The sequence below is a fragment of the Nitrosomonas sp. PY1 genome (assembly GCF_022836435.1).
GTDB lineage: Bacteria > Pseudomonadota > Gammaproteobacteria > Burkholderiales > Nitrosomonadaceae > Nitrosomonas.
The window spans coordinates 1,022,007-1,039,885 of record NZ_BQXC01000001.1 but is presented as its reverse complement, the minus strand read 5'-3'; the positions used below and the strand labels follow the sequence as shown (position 1 = coordinate 1,039,885).

19 protein-coding genes and 1 pseudogene are annotated in these 17,879 nt (G+C 44.1%); 8 read left to right on the top strand and 12 right to left on the bottom strand.

The features are described from left to right. Nucleotides 1-10 precede the first annotated feature (10 nt). The 11 genes from tatB to W03_RS04750 all read right to left on the bottom strand — a co-directional run bounded on the left by tatB (nt 11) and on the right by W03_RS04750 (nt 7,262). Entirely contained in the window at nt 11-385 is a 375-nt protein-coding gene (gene tatB / locus W03_RS04800; protein ID WP_244071889.1) for a Sec-independent protein translocase protein TatB, read from the bottom strand. A 43-nt stretch (nt 386-428) separates the two neighbouring features. After that, a complete protein-coding gene (gene tatA / locus W03_RS04795; RefSeq protein WP_375792711.1) occupies nt 429-737 on the bottom strand; it encodes a Sec-independent protein translocase subunit TatA in 309 nt (102 codons plus the stop codon). 43 nt (nt 738-780) lie between these two features. Beyond that, nucleotides 781-1,131 (bottom strand): histidine triad nucleotide-binding protein, encoded by a 351-nt coding sequence (locus W03_RS04790; protein ID WP_244071888.1) that lies wholly within the window; start codon nt 1,129-1,131, stop codon nt 781-783. Nucleotides 1,132-1,141: 10 nt separating this feature from the next. Further along, nucleotides 1,142-1,465, bottom strand: coding sequence for a phosphoribosyl-ATP diphosphatase (locus W03_RS04785; RefSeq protein WP_244071887.1), 324 nt, complete (start codon nt 1,463-1,465; stop codon nt 1,142-1,144). After that, nucleotides 1,462-1,851: a phosphoribosyl-AMP cyclohydrolase gene (hisI, locus tag W03_RS04780; protein ID WP_244071886.1), complete on the bottom strand. Its 390-nt coding sequence runs from the start codon at nt 1,849-1,851 to the stop codon at nt 1,462-1,464. The genes W03_RS04785 and hisI overlap by 4 nt, the downstream gene beginning before the upstream one ends. Nucleotides 1,852-1,927: 76 nt before the next feature. Then, entirely contained in the window at nt 1,928-2,701 is a 774-nt protein-coding gene (gene hisF / locus W03_RS04775; RefSeq protein ID WP_244071885.1) for an imidazole glycerol phosphate synthase subunit HisF, read from the bottom strand. A 79-nt stretch (nt 2,702-2,780) separates the two neighbouring features. Further along, a complete protein-coding gene (gene hisA, locus W03_RS04770; protein WP_244071884.1) occupies nt 2,781-3,536 on the bottom strand; it encodes a 1-(5-phosphoribosyl)-5-[(5-phosphoribosylamino)methylideneamino]imidazole-4-carboxamide isomerase in 756 nt (251 codons plus the stop codon). 62 nt (nt 3,537-3,598) lie between these two features. Then, complete coding sequence (hisH, locus tag W03_RS04765) at nt 3,599-4,237, bottom strand: imidazole glycerol phosphate synthase subunit HisH (RefSeq protein WP_244071883.1); 639 nt, start codon at nt 4,235-4,237, stop codon at nt 3,599-3,601. A gap of 22 nt (nt 4,238-4,259) precedes the next feature. Further along, nucleotides 4,260-4,847, bottom strand: a complete 588-nt coding sequence (gene hisB / locus W03_RS04760) for an imidazoleglycerol-phosphate dehydratase HisB (RefSeq protein WP_244071882.1) — start codon at nt 4,845-4,847, stop codon at nt 4,260-4,262. Between the two features lie 49 nt (nt 4,848-4,896). After that, on the bottom strand, nt 4,897-5,979 hold the full coding sequence (hisC, locus tag W03_RS04755; RefSeq protein ID WP_244071881.1) for a histidinol-phosphate transaminase: 1,083 nt from the start codon (nt 5,977-5,979) through the stop codon (nt 4,897-4,899). Between the two features lie 86 nt (nt 5,980-6,065). After that, nucleotides 6,066-7,262, bottom strand: a complete 1,197-nt coding sequence (locus tag W03_RS04750) for a class I SAM-dependent methyltransferase (RefSeq protein ID WP_244071880.1) — start codon at nt 7,260-7,262, stop codon at nt 6,066-6,068. Between the two features lie 96 nt (nt 7,263-7,358). Here W03_RS04750 and W03_RS04745 point away from each other — a divergent pair, with 96 nt between their 5' ends. Together W03_RS04745 and W03_RS04740 are read left to right on the top strand one after the other, a co-directional pair. Next, complete coding sequence (locus W03_RS04745) at nt 7,359-8,099, top strand: pteridine reductase (protein ID WP_244071879.1); 741 nt, start codon at nt 7,359-7,361, stop codon at nt 8,097-8,099. 364 nt (nt 8,100-8,463) lie between these two features. Next, nucleotides 8,464-10,785, top strand: coding sequence for an EAL domain-containing protein (locus W03_RS04740; protein WP_244071878.1), 2,322 nt, complete (start codon nt 8,464-8,466; stop codon nt 10,783-10,785). Between the two features lie 278 nt (nt 10,786-11,063). On the opposite strand, the gene W03_RS04735 is transcribed toward W03_RS04740, so the two are convergent. Further along, nucleotides 11,064-11,384, bottom strand: coding sequence for a helix-turn-helix domain-containing protein (locus tag W03_RS04735; RefSeq protein WP_244071877.1), 321 nt, complete (start codon nt 11,382-11,384; stop codon nt 11,064-11,066). A gap of 119 nt (nt 11,385-11,503) precedes the next feature. On the opposite strand from W03_RS04735, the pseudogene W03_RS04730 reads away from it, so the two are divergent. The 6 genes and pseudogenes from W03_RS04730 (at nt 11,504) to W03_RS04705 (ending at nt 17,836) form a co-directional block, all read left to right on the top strand. Further along, nucleotides 11,504-12,384: pseudogene (locus W03_RS04730) on the top strand (pirin family protein). Nucleotides 12,385-12,467: 83 nt separating this feature from the next. After that, complete coding sequence (locus W03_RS04725; protein ID WP_244071876.1) at nt 12,468-13,100, top strand: isochorismatase family protein; 633 nt, start codon at nt 12,468-12,470, stop codon at nt 13,098-13,100. 7 nt (nt 13,101-13,107) lie between these two features. Then, the gene (locus W03_RS04720; RefSeq protein ID WP_244071875.1) at nt 13,108-13,458 is read left to right on the top strand and encodes a SnoaL-like domain-containing protein; all 351 of its coding nucleotides are present in this window, start codon (nt 13,108-13,110) and stop codon (nt 13,456-13,458) included. 42 nt (nt 13,459-13,500) lie between these two features. Then, nucleotides 13,501-14,130, top strand: coding sequence for an isochorismate family cysteine hydrolase YcaC (ycaC, locus tag W03_RS04715; RefSeq protein WP_244071874.1), 630 nt, complete (start codon nt 13,501-13,503; stop codon nt 14,128-14,130). 133 nt (nt 14,131-14,263) lie between these two features. Next, entirely contained in the window at nt 14,264-16,135 is a 1,872-nt protein-coding gene (locus tag W03_RS04710; RefSeq protein WP_244071873.1) for an amidohydrolase, read from the top strand. Nucleotides 16,136-16,186: 51 nt separating this feature from the next. Next, complete coding sequence (locus W03_RS04705; RefSeq protein ID WP_244071872.1) at nt 16,187-17,836, top strand: MFS transporter; 1,650 nt, start codon at nt 16,187-16,189, stop codon at nt 17,834-17,836. Nucleotides 17,837-17,879 lie beyond the last annotated feature (43 nt).

Genomic DNA, 17,879 nt, shown 5'->3' with positions numbered 1-17,879 from the left:
TGCAATCAAGCTATCCATTGCTCGAATCATGCTTAGCTGAAGTATCGGCTTGAGGTTTTGTGACAGCCTGATTTGTATTTGTTCGCGAAGATAAGTCTTCCTCTCGGATAGAATCACCTGCGAGACCTGCTTTGATTTGATTGATATTATGTTGCGCAGACTGCTCTACAGAATGAACCGTTTCTTCAATAGAAGATTGCATTTCTTTCAATTCTTCCATACGTATTTCATTATGGATATCAGTTCTGACGCTATACACAAAACTACGACAGCGGCCATACAAATTACCCAGTGTTTTAGCCACGATCGGAAGCCGTTCAGGACCGATCACAATCAATGCAACTAAAGAAATAACCAATAACTCCATAAAACTGATATCAAACATAATTTTTATTCTACAATCTAGAGATTGCGCGAATTGAAAAACATTATTTTACAGTGGTGTTATGATGGTCCGTTTTTACCGATGAAGCAGAATTATTAGACTGTTCTTTGTTGATATTATCGTGAAAGGCTTGTGCTGCATCTTCTCTTTTTGCTTGCACATCAATGATACGATCGTCGGTTTTTTGAGTCGAAGCAGTAGAATGGCTCGTGTCCGCTTCTTTCATGCCATCTTTAAATCCTTTTAGCGCACCGCCCAAATCACTTCCTAAATTACGTAATTTCTTGGTGCCAAATACCAACACCACAATAATTAGTACGATAAGCCAGTGCCAAATACTAAATGTGCCCATTAGCTCTCCTTAGAATGGATTAACGCAAGACAACACAGCATCTTTAATTTGAATGTATCATAGGAGCCAGTCGCTCTCTGCCACCAATAACATGAATATGTAAATGGAAAACTTCTTGCCCACCTACACGACCCGTATTAATTACAACACGAAACCCATCTTCACAACCCTGCTCTTTTGCCAATTTAGGCGCCAATAGCAGCATCTTACCTAAAAGACTCTGTTGATCATCTTGAGTATCATAAAGAGAATCGATGTGTTGTTTGGGGATCATTAAAAAATGTACTGGAGCAGCCGGATTGATATCATTAAAAATGATGATATCAGTATCCTCGTAAATTTTGTTGCATGGAATCTCTTTTCTGATAATTTTACAAAATATACAGTTATCCATAAGTGCCCAATCAGGTTATTCTCGATTTCTTCTCTGTGATACCAGAAACTCCCTCGCGTCTCTCAAGCTCTTTAAATACATCATCAGGACTTAGATTATGATGAGCCAGTAGTATCATACAATGAAACCATAGATCAGCAGTTTCATATACTACTTGGTGTACATCACCATCTTTCGAAGCCATCAATGTCTCTGCAGATTCCTCAGCGATTTTCTTTAAGATTTTATCCTGACCACTCTGTAACAATTTCGCCACATAAGAAGTTTCAGCATCTCCATGCTTTCTGGCTTCAATGGACTGCGCAAGTCGGTCTAAGACTGTCGAGTGACTCATTTGGCGTATATATACTCCGGGTCTTTAATAACTGGATCGGAAATAACCCATTCACCATCTTCCAATTTTTGAAAAAAACAATGATGTCTTCCTGTATGACAAGCAATTCCGCCCGTTTGCTCAACGACTAAAAGCAATACATCCTCGTCGCAATCCAGATAAATAGCTTTTATTTTTTGCGTATGACCAGATTCTTCGCCCTTATGCCACAATTTTTTGCGAGAACGGGACCAATAAACCGCTTCTTTTTTCTCGACTGTGAGCTTCAATCCATCTCGATTCATCCAAGCAAACATCAATACTTTACCTGTATCAACCTCTTGGGCTATAACGGGTATCAAGCCATCATCAGACCAATTAATTTTATTAAGCCACGCATCCGACATATTTGTATTATTATAATTTAGCACTGAAGATTAAAGATTGCAGCAATCACTATCGCAATAAGCCGTCATTCTAACATCACAATCGAACTTCGATACCATGCTGCTGCATATATTCCTTAGCTTGTTGCACAGTAAACTCTCCATAATGAAAAATACTGGCTGCCAATACGGCATCGGCACGGCCTCGCAGAATGCCGTCCACTAAGTGATCAAGATTTCCAACGCCACCACTGGCGATGACTGGAATACTGACTGCATCAGATATTGCGTGCGTTAATTCGATATCAAAACCATTGCGCGTACCATCTCGATCCATACTAGTCAGCAAGATTTCACCAGCGCCTAGCGCCTGCATTTTTTTTGCCCACCCAATGGCATCAATACCTGTAGCTTTACGACCACCATGTGTAAATACCTCCCAGCGCGATGCATCGCCTAGCACATTGACTTTTTTCGCATCGATCGCTACGACAATACATTGCGAACCGTAATGATCAGATGCTTCGGCAATTAGCTGTGGGTTCATAATCGCAGAAGTATTGATACTCACCTTATCTGCGCCGGCATTCAGTAGTCTACGAATATCTTCAACCTGACGCACTCCCCCTCCAACGGTCAAAGGTATAAATACCTTTGCAGCAACGGCTTCGATGATATGCAAAATTAAATCACGATTATCCGAGCTTGCCGTGATATCAAGAAAAGTCAGTTCATCTGCCCCTTGTTCATCATAACGTCGCGAAATCTCAACGGGATCTCCGGCATCACGTAATTCAACAAAATTAACACCTTTCACAACACGCCCATCGGTGACATCCAGGCATGGAATAATACGTTTGGCAAGGCTCATTTAACAACGAATGCGTTATAGTTATAGGGGAAAAATAAAGAGGATTATGGTGTAATAAGGTATTAAATAAACAAGAGTATCAAGAAGCCGTATTGCCAACACTCAGTATATCTGCCAAAACCTGAGCTTCTTTGAAATCTAATGAGCCTTCATAAATAGCACGTCCCGTAATTGCACCAATGATTCCTTCCGACTCGATTTCGCACAACTTATGAACATCTTCAATATTGGTAATGCCACCACTAGCAATTACTGGTACTGTAAGTTGTCTGGCTAAATCACTCGTAGCTTGTGTATTCAAACCACTGAGCATTCCATCTCGACCGATATCCGTATAAATGATGGCCTCGATACCATAATCTTCAAATTTCTTCGCAAGATCAACGACATCATGTCCAGTTATTTTTGACCACCCATCAACCGCAACTTTACCTTCTTTCGCATCTAGTCCGACCATGATTTGCCCCGGGAAAGCGTAGCATGCATCATGCAAAAACCCCGGTATTTTAATAGCAGCCGTGCCAATAATCATATAACTGATACCACCATCCAGGTAACGTTCAATAGTATCCAAATCACGTATACCACCACCAAGTTGAATTGGAATTTGACCATTAATGGCTTGCACGATTTCACGAATTGTCGGTTCATTTTTAGGTTTTCCTGCCAATGCCCCATTCAAATCAACCAAGTGCAGCCTCCTAGCTCCTTGATTTAGCCAGTGTAAAGCCATATCGCCCGGTTTTTTGGAGAATATTGTTGCGTCCTCCATGACGCCCTGCTTGAGACGAACACAATCACCGTCTTTAAGATCGATTGCTGGAATTATCAACATGATTTATCAAGATTAATGCGTGAAAAGTACTTATTAATTTACCTAACTCTCGGAATGACTGATTACGGTACCCATTTGGCAAAATTACTCAATAGCATCAAACCAGCCGACTGGCTTTTCTCAGGATGAAACTGTACCGCAAAAAGATTATCTTTAGCAACCGCACAAGTAAACGGCATTGGATAGTGACTACGACCGACAATCGATGTAACATCCGGCGTTTCAACATAATAACTGTGAACAAAGTAAAATCGTGCGTCCTCTCGAATACCGTCCCACAGCGGATGCATCATAGTTTGATAGACCTGATTCCACCCCATGTGTGGCACTTTTAATTTTTCTCCATCGGCTGTATTCATAGCCGACTCTGGAAAACGGACAACCTTGCCAGGCAGTATATTTAACCCCGCAGTATGCCCCTCCTCGCTTTCCTCAAACAACATTTGCAGACCAATACAGATGCCAAGAAAAGGCTTACATTCTGCAGCCCTTATAACTGCTTGACGTAATCCACACATCTCCAGCTCATGCATGCAATTACGCATAGCGCCTTGCCCCGGAACAACGACTCGATCAGCTTTCTCGACTTCGCGCGGATCATTCGTCACTACGATCGAGGCATTGGGTGCAACATGTTCCAAAGCTTTATGGACGGAGCGAAGATTACCCATCCCATAATCAACAATTGCAATATCAGTCACAATCTATTACTCAAAAAATACTTTATAAACTACCTTTAGTTGATGGAATCACATCCGACATTACTGGATCTTGTTCGACGGCAACTCGCAAAGCCCGCCCAAAAGCTTTGAAAATCGTTTCGGCCTGGTGATGTGCATTCCTCCCATACAAATTTTCAATATGCACTGTAGCGCCCGCATGATTAACGAATCCCTGAAAAAACTCTTGAATCAAATCAACATCAAAATCACCAATACGCGCGCGCGAGAAATTCACATTGAATACCAATCCAGGGCGCCCGGACAAATCAATAACAACGCGTGATAATGCTTCATCGAGAGGAACGTAGGCATGCCCATAACGCCTCAATCCTTTCTTATCACCAACTGCCTTGGCAAAACCTTGCCCTAATGAAATACCGATATCTTCTACTGTGTGATGTGCATCAATATGTAAATCACCTTTTGCAGTAATCTCCAGATCTATCAGGCCATGACGGGCAATTTGGTCGAGCATATGATCCAGAAAAGGAACACTGGTCTTAAAATCGGAGCGACCGCTACCATCTAAATTTAGCGTAACACTAATTTGTGTTTCCAGCGTGTTTCTTATAACCTGGGCTTGGCGCATATTGCGTTGAGGAATTCGAAAAGAGTAACCGTTTGTAGAGTTAGGATATTTATGTTTGGCTAATAATGTCATGCAATGCTGAACAAAATTGTGTATTTTCTTCAGGCATTCCTATTGTAATACGCAAGCAATTCTCTAATAGAGGGTGAGTACCGTCTAGATTTTTTATCAATATACAACGTTGCTTCAAAGATTGAAATACCTGACCAGCATTTTTCACGCGAAATAAAATAAAATTGGCGCGCGAAGGAAAAACTTCAATACCATTCATAGCACTCAGCGATGCATTTACTTTTACACGCTCTAATTTTATGGCATCAGCTTGTTGCGATAATATGTCAGTATGTTGCAAAACTTTCTCTGTAATCAATTGTGTCATGGTACTGATATTATACGGCAAACGTATCTTTTCAAAGTGCCGCAACCATTGTGTGCGCCCTACCAATAGCCCCAGTCGCAATCCTGCCAATCCGACTTTAGATAAAGTACGCATTAGCAGTACATTAGGGAAGCTACCCAATCGGTCTATCATGCTGGCATTGGCAAACACATGATAAGCCTCATCAATGACGACAAGACCAGAAGTTGCCGCAATAATACGCAAAATAGCCTCCTCATCGAATAGATTCCCGGTAGGATTATTTGGATAAGCCAGAAAAATTACTGCCGGATTGTGCTTTGCTATAGCAAATAGCATCGCATCGAGATCTATCGTGAAATCTTTATTAAGCGTCACACCAACATATTGAGTATTAGCAAAGGTTGCAATCATACGAAACATGACGAAAGCCGGTTCAACACTCATCAATACTGCATTGGGTTTGGCAATTGCCATTGCTATCATCTGGATGATTTCATCTGAACCATTACCCAACAAAATATCCATTTCATCCGATATTCTCAAATGATCGCGCAGTGTTTTCTTTAATGCCATAGCGCTCGCATCCGGATAGCGATTGATGGGAGCATTTTCAGCTAGCAAAGCAATTTCTTTGCGGAGGAACATCGGAAGCAAATAAGGATTTTCCATCGCATCAAGCTTTATCATGCCGATTGCCGGTGGTACATGATAAGCCGAAAGAGAAAAAATTTCTTTGCGGATAAGTTGCTCAGGAGTAAAAGGATTTGACATCGGAACAGTTCAAACTCAGCAGTGCGCTGAGCTTATATCAGTATATTTTTAAATCGTTTTAATTGATTGATTGTGTATATTGCGCTTCATAACAAACGACTTCGATCACCCCGATGAAATCCAATCAGCGGTTCCGAAATATGCTTTCCAAAAGCGATGACTTTAAACAATTCCCCCATTTCAGCAGGACTCACTAATTTTTGCAGTTGATTTGCCTGAGACAAATAATTTACGCTACCCGGTGAAGCGGATTGTAACAAAACTTCAGTGATTCCACAGTTCATTAGAAAGTGTGCTTGCGTAGTATAACCGATTAAATCGAGCCCATTACTGTCCGCTGCATCGATAAGCGCGCTGAAATCAACGTGGCTAGTGATATCTTGCAGCCCAGGCAAGTTTAATGGATCATCGTGTGCATGGTGGCGATAATGACACATCAAAGTGCCCTGACTACGTTGTGCGTGATAATATTCGCTACGCCCAAAACCATAATCAATGAATAGCATCACACCCTGCTGCAACATTTGCGACAAGCTTTTCAAAAAATATCGAGCAGCCAGGTTAATTTCGCTCACATAAGAGTGAAAGGTTTTATTCGAATCATGATCGCCCATTATCCATGGTTGTAATCGGCGTGCAGTATCCAGCAACTGCGTATCTTGAATCAAATAATCTCGCCAGGTTAACTGTTCATTTTCCCATATAACACCACGCTCCAAAATCTGATCTTGCTGCCACACAATCATATGAACAGGCATCGCATCAAGCACTTCGTTCGCAAGTATCGCACCGTTAAACTGCATGGGCAATTGCTGTAAAAACTCGATACGCGACATCAAATGCGGTATTTTTTCCAAAAACCAGTTTCTTTGGCGTTCACGTAACTCCGCGCTAACCTCCAGTATCAGATATTTTTCCGGCAAGTGGTCGAATTGCTCGAGAGCCAACAAAATATCCGACGCCAATTGACCCGACCCCGCACCGAATTCCAAAATATTGAACGGATTTAATTGTTCCGCAATTTGCATCAACTGTCGCGCCAACGTACGCCCAAACAACGAAGATATTTCTGGAGCGGTAGTAAAATCGCCAGCCCATCCAAATTTAGTAGCTCCACCGTTGTAATAACCCAAACCCGGAGCATACAACGCCAGATTCATAAATTGCTCAAAAGATATCCAACCTCCCGCATTATGAATTTTTTCCCGGATAAGCAATGTTAGCGCATGACTATGCGACAGCGCATTCTCATCAGCCGGTGGTAAAGTAGTCTGTAACAACATCAGCAAGTAGTTTATTTATGGTAAATTTTAGAAAAACATTCATCAACAAAATGCTAGTTTAGCAGGTCATCTCGAGAATCAACTCAAGGAGTGAATGTGCAAAACAAAGTTATATTGATCACAGGAGGCGCAAAACGCGTCGGTGCGGCAATTTGTCGTCGATTACATGCACACGGAGCTAAATTGGTAATTCATTACCATTCTTCCCTCAAAGAAGCTAGTGCCTTGCAAAAAGAGCTAAACCAACAACGCAAAAACTCAGTTGCGTTGGTTCAAGCCGATTTACTCGATCACCAGCGATTACCAGATTTAATAGAATCCTCCGTACAACAATTTGGACAATTAGACGGATTAGTCAACAATGCATCAAGCTTCTTCGCAACACCATTAAATGAATGTACGCAAGAAAATTGGCATGATCTCATCGGGAGCAATTTACGCGCACCGTTATTTTTATCTCAAGCGGCTTCAACTCATTTGAAAAAGCAACACGGTTGCATTGTAAACATTATCGATATTCATACTGAGCGACCTTTGAGAAACTATGTAATTTACAACGCAGCCAAGGGCGGCTTGCTCGCACTTACGCGCTCACTTGCAGTTGAAATGGCACCCGAAGTACGCGTTAATGGCGTATCGCCCGGCCCAATTCTTTGGCCGGAAACAGGAAAATGGGCAGATGAATCGGAACGTCAAGCTACGATTGCAGGTACTTTATTGAAACGTTGCGGCGAGCCCGATGATATCGCAAAAACAGTATGCTTCTTGATAACAGATGCACCCTACATCACTGGACAGGTGATTGCAGTGGATGGTGGCAGAAGTATCGCGCTATAACTCAGATGCAGTAGCATCCGAGCAAGCAATCACCACTGCACTGCTGATACTCAGTCAACCGATTCACGTTTAATCATATCTATATCAGAATAACCATCAAAAAGCTGACTGAGTGTCTTGAACAGGTAATACAAGCCGCCCAAATATGATCGCCAGGGTACAATCTAAGTGGTGAAAATCCTTATGTAGCAAAACAAGATCCTCACATAAAAAAACCATGGTTCTAAAAGAGGCTATTGTGCTATTATGCTTTCACTAATAGTAGAATGGCAAATATAGTTTATTGTTAAATGCTTGTTTAAATTTCTACTACCTACTCTATTTTTGCCGTTAACTTTGATACTGGCCTGTTATCAAAATATCTATGGCTTATATGAATCGATCCAAGCCTCAATTACTTGAAGAAATACAGCGGCTATATGCAGAATTGGCTGCCATCAAGCTAATAATAGAAAAACGTACAACCGAACTTTATATCAGTGAAGAGCGATTTTCTCTGGCAATGCGCGGTGCTAATGATGGACTTTGGGACTGGAATCTTGAAACGAATGAAGTCTATTATTCGCCACGCTGGAAAAGCATGCTGGGCTATGCAGAAAACGAACTTGGTAACAACTTAGATACCTGGGCAAACTTGGTTCATCCCGATGACAAGAACAGAGTCTTGGAAAAAGTTCAAGACTACATAGCTGGCCGAGCAGATTCCTATGAAGTTGAAATGCGTATACGTCATAAGGATGGTCATGAGATTTATGTGTTATCCCGTGCATTTCTTGTAACTCATGGATCTGATAATAAGCCGGTTCGCTTGGTTGGGACACATATCGATATAACAGAGCGTAAAAATACAGAATTATCTGATAATAAAAACACAGAAATTCTTGAGATGATTGCCATAGGACAGCCCGCAGCAGATATCTATGATGCAATTGCCTTGATGTACGAGGCTCGCCATCCTGGAATGCGATGTTCTATGCTTGAGCTAGAAGGCAATAAACTCCTGCATGGAGGAGCTCCAAGCCTACCAAAAGAATATTGTGACGCAGTAAATGGCCTGGAATATGGACCCAATGTTGGCTCGTGTGGAACATCCACTTATACAGGAAAACGTGTTCTCGTCGAAAATATTGAAACAGACCCTAAATGGAAAGAAATCAAGCATTTAGCACTCCCCCATGGAATGCGTTGCTGTTGGTCTGAACCCATTAGTAACTCCAGCGGGAAAATTTTAGGTGCTTTCGGTATGTACTACAATCACCCTGCACTTCCTAACGAAAAGGAACTAAAAGATCTAAAAGCTGGAGCAAGATTGGCGGGGATAGTCATGGAGCGAGATCAAGCTCAGAAGCGCATACGAATACTAGCCTATACCGATGAATTAACAGGGCTTCCGAGCCGTGCCTCTTTTTCTCAACGCATCGAAGAAATAACCAAGACATCGACTCGGCATAATCATTGTTTTGCATTGCTCTATATTGATCTAGACGATTTCAAGAGCATTAACGACAGCATGGGGCACGATGCGGGTGACCTGCTTCTTAAGACTATAGCGAAGCGCCTGATACACACGTGCCATGAAGTTGACTTTATTGCACGCATTGGTGGCGATGAGTTCTGCATTCTCGTTGAAGAAATAGAAGATAGCTACGCCACCAATATTGCAAAACGTTGTCTTCATGCAATCGCGCAACCAATCGAGATTTATTCCAGAAAACTCACACCCTCTTGCAGTATTGGTATTGCATATTTCCCTGATGATGGAAAAGATTTTTCATCACTGTTAAAGGCAAGCGATACCTCGCTTTATAAAGCGAAGGAAAATGGAAAGAATCAGTATGCTTTCTATAAAACGGAGCTTACCCAGAAAGCGCAGTATCGTTTTCAAATTGAGCAAAACCTTAGGGAAGCAATTGAAAAGCAACAATTATCACTCGTTTATCAGCCTCAGATTGAAATAAGCACTGGCAATATCTTTGGCTTTGAAGCATTGTCGAGGTGGCGTCATCCAGAATTAGGTCAAATCCCACCAATTAATTTTATTGCTACAGCTGAAAAAATCGGCATGATTAAACCGCTGACCGAATGGGTATTAAGAACAGCCTGCCGTCAATTGGTAGCCTGGAAAAAAGAGGGGGTTCGCACATTGCGCATGGCAGTGAACATTTCTCCAATCCTTTTTCTTGACCAGGAGTTTGTATCAGTAATTAAACGTATTATTGAGGAAATAGGTATAGCCCCAATAGAATTGGAGTTAGAAGTTACAGAAAATATCGTGCAGACCGACCCGCGGAATCTTTCCATTTTTCAAGATTTAAAAGATCTGGGTGTGTCATTAGCAATCGATGATTTCGGCACAGGTTATTCATCTTTTGCTTCACTTAAGCACCTTAAAGTTGACCACCTAAAAATAGACAAATTTTTTGTTAACGATATGCTGATCGATGAACAAGCATTAATCTTGATAAGTTCTATGATAGAAATGGGGCGAAAACTGGGACACCAGATAATTGCTGAAGGTGTTGAAAAACCGGAACAATTAAATATCTCAAGAAACCTTGGCTGTGAAAAAGCGCAGGGATTTCTATTTAGCAAGCCAATTAAAGCTAATGCAATTTCAAAGTTACTACTATCTCGCCAACATGAAAAGAACAAAATCAACAGCTATAAATCAAGCAAAATTTCATGATATACATTTGACTGAATAAACATAAGCCTCTGCACAACCGAGAGAATTTCTCGGTATTTATTGACTGCGCTCGATTCGCCTCAATATGCATACCATTGATAGCTGCGATAGCCAAGCTGCAATTCTTATTCTTCTTTAGCCAGACCGCATCCGGATTCTCACTCTGCGTTGACATTGATTAAAAAATGATCAGAAAAAGCTAGTTGTATCGGTTGGAAATTAATTTGGTAATTCATGGACCTTGCCTAAACTCGGCAAGGAAACTTAAGCGCTTGCTTTTATTTATCTCCAATACCATAGTTTTTCCCCCATTCATCCATCGCAAGCAGAATTGACTTGAGTGAATATCCTAATGGGGATAGCGAATATTCAACGCGCGGAGGGGTCTCGTTGAAATCATTTCTGATAACTATTTGGTGCGCTTCCATTTCTTGCAGCTGCCGACTTAAAGTGCGGTGAGTAATACCTGTCAAGTTCCGTTGCAGTTGATTGAACCGCATTGTTCCATACAATAATTGATGGATAATTAGAACCTTCCAGCGTCCCCCAATTACTTTCAATGTAACTTCAACAAAACAATAAGCTTCTTTATTTGGCATGTTTAATCTCTTTTTTGCAGTATCTTTTTTGTGCGTACTTGTAATTTAATCGGATGATTGATATTAATCTATCATATGAGTATAAAACCTTGTCGGAGATAAAAACCATGCCAAAAACAATGCAATCCAAAGTATCTGAAAAAAAACTGTTACGCGTTCAACGAAATGTGAACCAACATTGGGTTGGTGATGGTTTTCCAGTACGTACGCTGTTTTCTTACTCAGCGTTAGGACCCATGATTAGCCCTTTCTTATTATTCGATTATGCAGGGCCAATGAAATTTCCACCAACCGAGCAGCGTCATGGTGTTGGAGAACACCCCCATCGTGGTTTTGAAACGGTTACTATTGTATATAGCGGCGAAGTAGAGCATCGCGACAGTTCCGGCGGTGGCGGCAAGATCGGTCCAGGTGATGTTCAATGGATGACGGCTGCTTCCGGTCTGGTGCATGAAGAATTTCACGGTCGCGACTTTGCGCAACATGGTGGCGTACTAGAAATGGTACAATTGTGGGTGAATTTGCCAGCCAAGGACAAAATGTCTCCACCCCGCTATCAAAGTATTTTGGCGAATCAAATTCCTATCATCGACCTACCGGAGAATAAAGGCAAGGTGCGTGTCATTGCGGGGAATTCGGCAAAGCTACCGGACCAGCGCATACCTTTACGCCAATTAACGTATGGGATTTGCGATTGACCGGTGAGCAGTCTATCGACCTCACCGTTCCGGATGGCCACAATACATTGCTAGCAGTACTCAAAGGATCGGTGCACGTTAATAATGCTGAAACTATCGGTATAGCGGAAGTTGGATTATTTGACCGAGCAGGCAGTCATATCCAAGTCAGTAGCGAACCCAATACCATCGCACTATTGTTGTGCGGCGAACCGATTGATGAGCCTATCGTAGGTAGCGGCCCCTTTGTCATGAATACGGCTGAGGAAATACGCCAAGCCAAAATAGACTATCAAAGTGGCAAAATGGGCAGAATATCATAAGCGCTACGCCAATTTTCTGTTAACTAACCAGCCTCGTTTTTAGACGGTAATTTTTTAATCAACTCATAGGAGAAACAAATAGAATGAGCCATATCAATCCCGACGAAACTTTGATGCTGCTGATCGATCATCAGAGCGGCTTGTTTCAACTGGTGAAAGATGTTCCAATAGCTGATTTGCGCCGCAATGCTATCGCACTTGCCAAAATTGCTACAATACTCAAGATCCCGGTCATTACTTCTGCTTCCGTTCCGGATGGTCCGAATGGCCCGCTGATTCCGGAAATTCATGAAGCTGCTCCGCATGCGCAATACGTGGGACGCCGCGGCGAAATCAATGTTTGGGATAGTCCTGATTTTGTCAAAGCTGTCGAAGCCACCGGTCGCAAAACGCTGATCCTGGCGGGTACACTGACCAGCGTGTGCATGGCCTTCCCATCTATCAGTGCGGTAGCCGCCGGCTATAAAGTTTATGCTGTGGTGGATGCCTCGGGTAATTGGAGCAAAATGGCTACGGATTTAACCATTGCCCGTATTGTGCAGGCCGGTGTTATTCCTATCGATACACTCGCAGTTCTTTCCGAATTGCAGGTGACTTGGAATCGACCAGAAGCTAAAGAATTTGCCGATCTTTATGCTGATTACCCTATGTTGCATTACCGGCTGTTGATCGAGAGCTACGACAAAGCCCAGGCTGTGCAGAAAGCAAAACATTAGGAATAACATGACTTTAGAAGAAAAACTCAACGATTTGAACCAGATGATCCTCAAGGGTGAGATTCTGGAATCGATGGATAAGTATTACCATCCCGATTGCATCGTGGTCGAAAAAAACGATGTGGTGGCGAAAGGATTGGAGCAAGCCAAAGCCCGCGAATCCGAATTATTCGAAGGGGTTGAAGCATGGCTCAAATCGGAAATCATATCAACTGCCATAGGAGAAAACGTTACAATGACCGAGTGGCATTATGAATACAAGCATAAAGATCTTGGTCACAAAAAATTCGATCAGGTGGCGGTGCAACACTGGAAAGATGAGAAGATCATCAGCGATCGATTCTACGCACTGTATTAAGTAATAACACACAATTAATTATCAACAAAAAAGAGAGTTACAATGAATAAAGACTTTAAATACAACAGACTTAACAAGGATGATGCCGCTTTACTACTGGTTGATCATCAAGCAGGACTGATTTCTCTGGTGCAGGATTTTTCGCCGAATGAATTCAAAAATAACGTATTGGCCATCACCGCATGCGGCAATTATTTCAAGTTGCCCACCATCCTGACCACCAGTTTCGAAGACGGTCCCAATGGGCCATTGGTTCCGGAAATCAAGGAAATGCATCCTAATGCACCGTATATTGCTCGCCCCGGCAATATCAATGCTTGGGACAATGAAGACTTCGTCAAGGCGGTCAAAAAAACCGGCCGTAAGCAACTCATCATCGCCGGTGTGGTAACTGAAGTCTGCGTGGCTTTCCCGGCGTTATCCGCAATCGAAGAAGGCTACGAAGTATTTGTAGTCACCGATGCTTCCGGCACTTTCAATGAAGTAACCCGCGATGCCGCTTGGGCACGCATGCAAGCCGCCGGGGTGCAACTGATGAGCTGGTTTGGCGTAGCTGCCGAATTGCACCGCGACTGGCGTAACGATATCGAAGGCTTGGGTGCTTTATTTTCTAACTATCTGCCTAACTATCGCAACCTGATGACGAGCTACTTCGCCATTACCAAGAAATAAGACGGTACGGAACGCGAAAGCGGATAGCTATCGCGTTCCCTCTGCATCTTATTGCCGCCAAGGAAAAATTTAGTCTCAGTAGCATGGAGCTTTCCGCAAGCAGTCGTACCAATCATGTCGTCTAAAGGAAAAAATGATGAGCAGCTCTAAAATTCAACTGATCCTTCGCAACGGCCAATTCACCACGCTGGATAGACAGCACCCGCAAGCTGCGGCTGTCGCCATCGCCGATGGTCGTTTCATCGCTGTGGGAGGTGACAGTGAGGTCATGCGTCTGGCGGATAGCAATACGCAAGTGATCGATCTGAATCGCCGACGTGTTATTCCGGGCTTGATCGACTCTCATTTGCATCTTATCCGCGGCGGACTCAATTTCAACCTGGAATTACGCTGGGATGGCATCCCTTCACTGGCCGATGCCATGCGCCGCCTAAAGGAACAGGTGGCACGCACACCCGCACCGCAGTGGGTACGGGTGGTAGGTGGGTTTACTGAAATGCAGTTTGCAGAAAAACGCTTACCGACGCTAGATGAGATCAATGCCGCAGCACCGGATACTCCAGTTTTCATTTTACATCTGTACGACCGTGCTTTGCTAAACCGTGCGGCTCTGCGTGCTTGCGGTTATGACCGTAACACACCCAATCCACCAGGCGGGTTGATCGCCAAAGACGCCAACGGAGAACCGACAGGCCTGCTGCTGGCAGAGCCCAATGCGCTGATCCTGTATGCAGCGCTTGCCCAAGGCCCTAAATTGCCTTATGACTATCAGATCAATTCCACACGCCATTTCATGCGGGAAATGAACCGCTTGGGCATCACCAGCGTCATTGATGCCGGCGGTGGTTTTCAAAATTACCCGGATGACTACAAGATCATTGAAGAATTGCATCAAGCGGGTGAGCTGACCCTGCGCATTGCCTATAACTTGTTTACACAAAAAGCCGGAGAAGAGGTCACCGATTTCGCCAAATGGACAAAGATGATAAAACCTGGCGACGGCGATGGTTACTACCGCCATAATGGCGCAGGTGAAATGTTGGTCTTTTCCGCAGCGGATTTTGAGGATTTCCGCATGCCACGCCCAGATATGTCGCCACACATGGAAAACGATCTGGAAGCTGTGGTACGCATTCTTGTCAGCCATCGCTGGCCATTCCGCCTGCATGCCACTTACAATGAAACCATTTCCCGCTCACTGGATGTCTTCGAGAAAGTGAATCGGGATATTCCCTTTGACGGCATCCACTGGTTTTTCGATCACGCTGAAACTGTGACCGATGCCAATCTTGAACGTATCGCCAAACTGGGTGGCGGTATTGCCATACAGCATCGCATGGCCTATCAGGGCGAATATTTTGTGCAACGATACGGCCATAAAGCTGTGGAACGCACGCCGCCTTATAAACGGATGCTGGAGCTGGGAGTAAATGTGGGTGCAGGTACTGACGCCACCCGCGTAGCCAGCTATGATCCCTGGAATGCGCTGTATTGGCTGGTTACCGGCAAAACTTTGGGAAATCTTCCGCTGTATCCGGCAGCCAATCTCGTCGATCGCGAGACTGCATTACGCCTGTACACACATGCCAATACTTGGTTCTCGAACGAGGAGGGTGTCAAAGGCCAGATCAAACCCGGCCAATATGCCGACTTGGCCGTACTATCCGCCGATTACTTCAAGATTCCGGAAAACGAAATCCGCCATCTTGTGTCAGTGCTGACCGTCGTCGGCGGCCGCATTGTCTATGGTGACGATGAATTCAATGCGCTTTCTCCACCCTTGCCACCAGCTATGCCCGATTGGTCTCCAGTAAATCACTTCGGTGGTTATTTCAAACCGACAGCAAACACAGCATCGCTACACGCATTCGCTCAAACGGCTTGTGGCTGCGGTACTAGCTGCCTTGTACATGGCCATGCACATGGACGCGCTTACCAGAATGCCATAGCTGCCGGCGACCAAAACAGTTTCTGGGGTGCGCTCGGCTGCTCATGCTGGGTATAAATTTCGGGACAGGTTTTTATTGTCTGTCTGATCGAGTCTGATATTTCATTGATGAGCAAATCTATCGATACCAATACTTCAAGCACTTCGCATCCCGGTGCCTGGGAACCTTTACAGATGCCGATGTTCCGGATATTTTGGCTTGCGTCACTAGGTTCCAACATTGGCACCTGGATCAATGCAACCACATCCGGCTGGGTCATGACCGACCTGTCATCTTCTCCTGTGATGGTATCTCTGGTACAAGTGGCAACCTCGCTACCGGTCGTGATGTTTGCACTCATCGCCGGAGCGCTTACCGATACTATTGATCACCGCCGTTATTTGATCTGCACACAAATTTGGATGATGCTTGCGGCGGCTATGCTGGCTGTACTTACTGCAACGGGTCAACTGAATGCTTGGAGTTTATTAATTTTGACTTTTGCCTTGGGATTAGGCACAGCTATGGCAATGCCAGCATTGAGCGCCGCCATCGCTGACCTCGTTCCTCGAAATCTGCTATCGCAAGCTATTGCATTGAATTCGCTATCGATGAATTTGTCACGATCGATCGGTCCCGCTATCGGTGGTTTGTTATTGGCACAGTTGGGTGCTTGGGCTGCTTATGGCGTTAATATGATTTCGTTCATCGGTATGACAATCATGCTATGGTATTGGAGACGCCTACCGGATGAGCATGCTTTGCCGCCTGAGCGATTCTTTCAGGCATTACGGGCTGGGTTGCGTTATAGCTGGATGGCTTCATCTTTTCGTGCAGTACTGATCCGCGCGACGGCTTTTATTGTCTTCGCGAGTTCTGTTTGGGCGCTGCTTCCTTTAATCGCACGACACGAACTTGCAGGTAATCCAGGAACATATGGTTTTTTGTTGACTTCCGTTGGTGTTGGCGCAGTGATCACTGCTATTACGCTACCGCGTATATACAAGCATACCACTCGAGATCGCTTGGTATTTATCGCAACCATAGTTTACGCATTGACTACTTTGGCTATCGCAACGATCCGAAACGATGTATTACTATATATCATCATGGCGGTTTGCGGTGCGGCATGGCTTAGCGTCTTGTCATCACTGCAAGTTGCCGCACAGATTTCGGTTCCAGCTTGGGTTCGCGGCCGCGCATTGTCTCTTTATATTATGATATTTTTCACCGGTATGACGTTTGGCAGTCTTTTGTGGGGCAAGGTTGCCGCTCAAACCAATACGCCTGTTGCACTGCTGATTTCGGCTGCTGGTGCTGTAATAGCGGCGCTGATAGTACGGAAGTTCAGCCTGGGCCCACAGGAAACACCCGATCTGACTCCGTCTTATCATTGGCCACATCCGTCCATCGCAAAAGAACCGGACAAAAATCGTGGCCCTGTGCTAGTTACGATCGAATACGAGATCGTATTGGACCAACGCAAAGATTTCCTGCGCGCAATAAACTCGCTAGGAATAATCCGGCGCCGTGATGGCGCGTTCGCTTGGGGAGTATTCGAGGATCTTGCCGTACCTGGTCGCTATATAGAGATTTTTCAGGTTAGCTCCTGGCTCGACCACTTGCGTCAACATGCGCGTATAACTCGAGAAGATCAACGCATTCAGGAAGTAGTCAATAGTTTTCATATCGGCGAGACAGTTCCGAAGGTTTCCCATTTTGCTGGTGGAGCCCCGGTATCTCCAGTTTCATACGATTCGATAATGACCAATTCATGAGTTCACTATGTAAGAAAGTAATTAAACCTGAAGTATCTTTGCA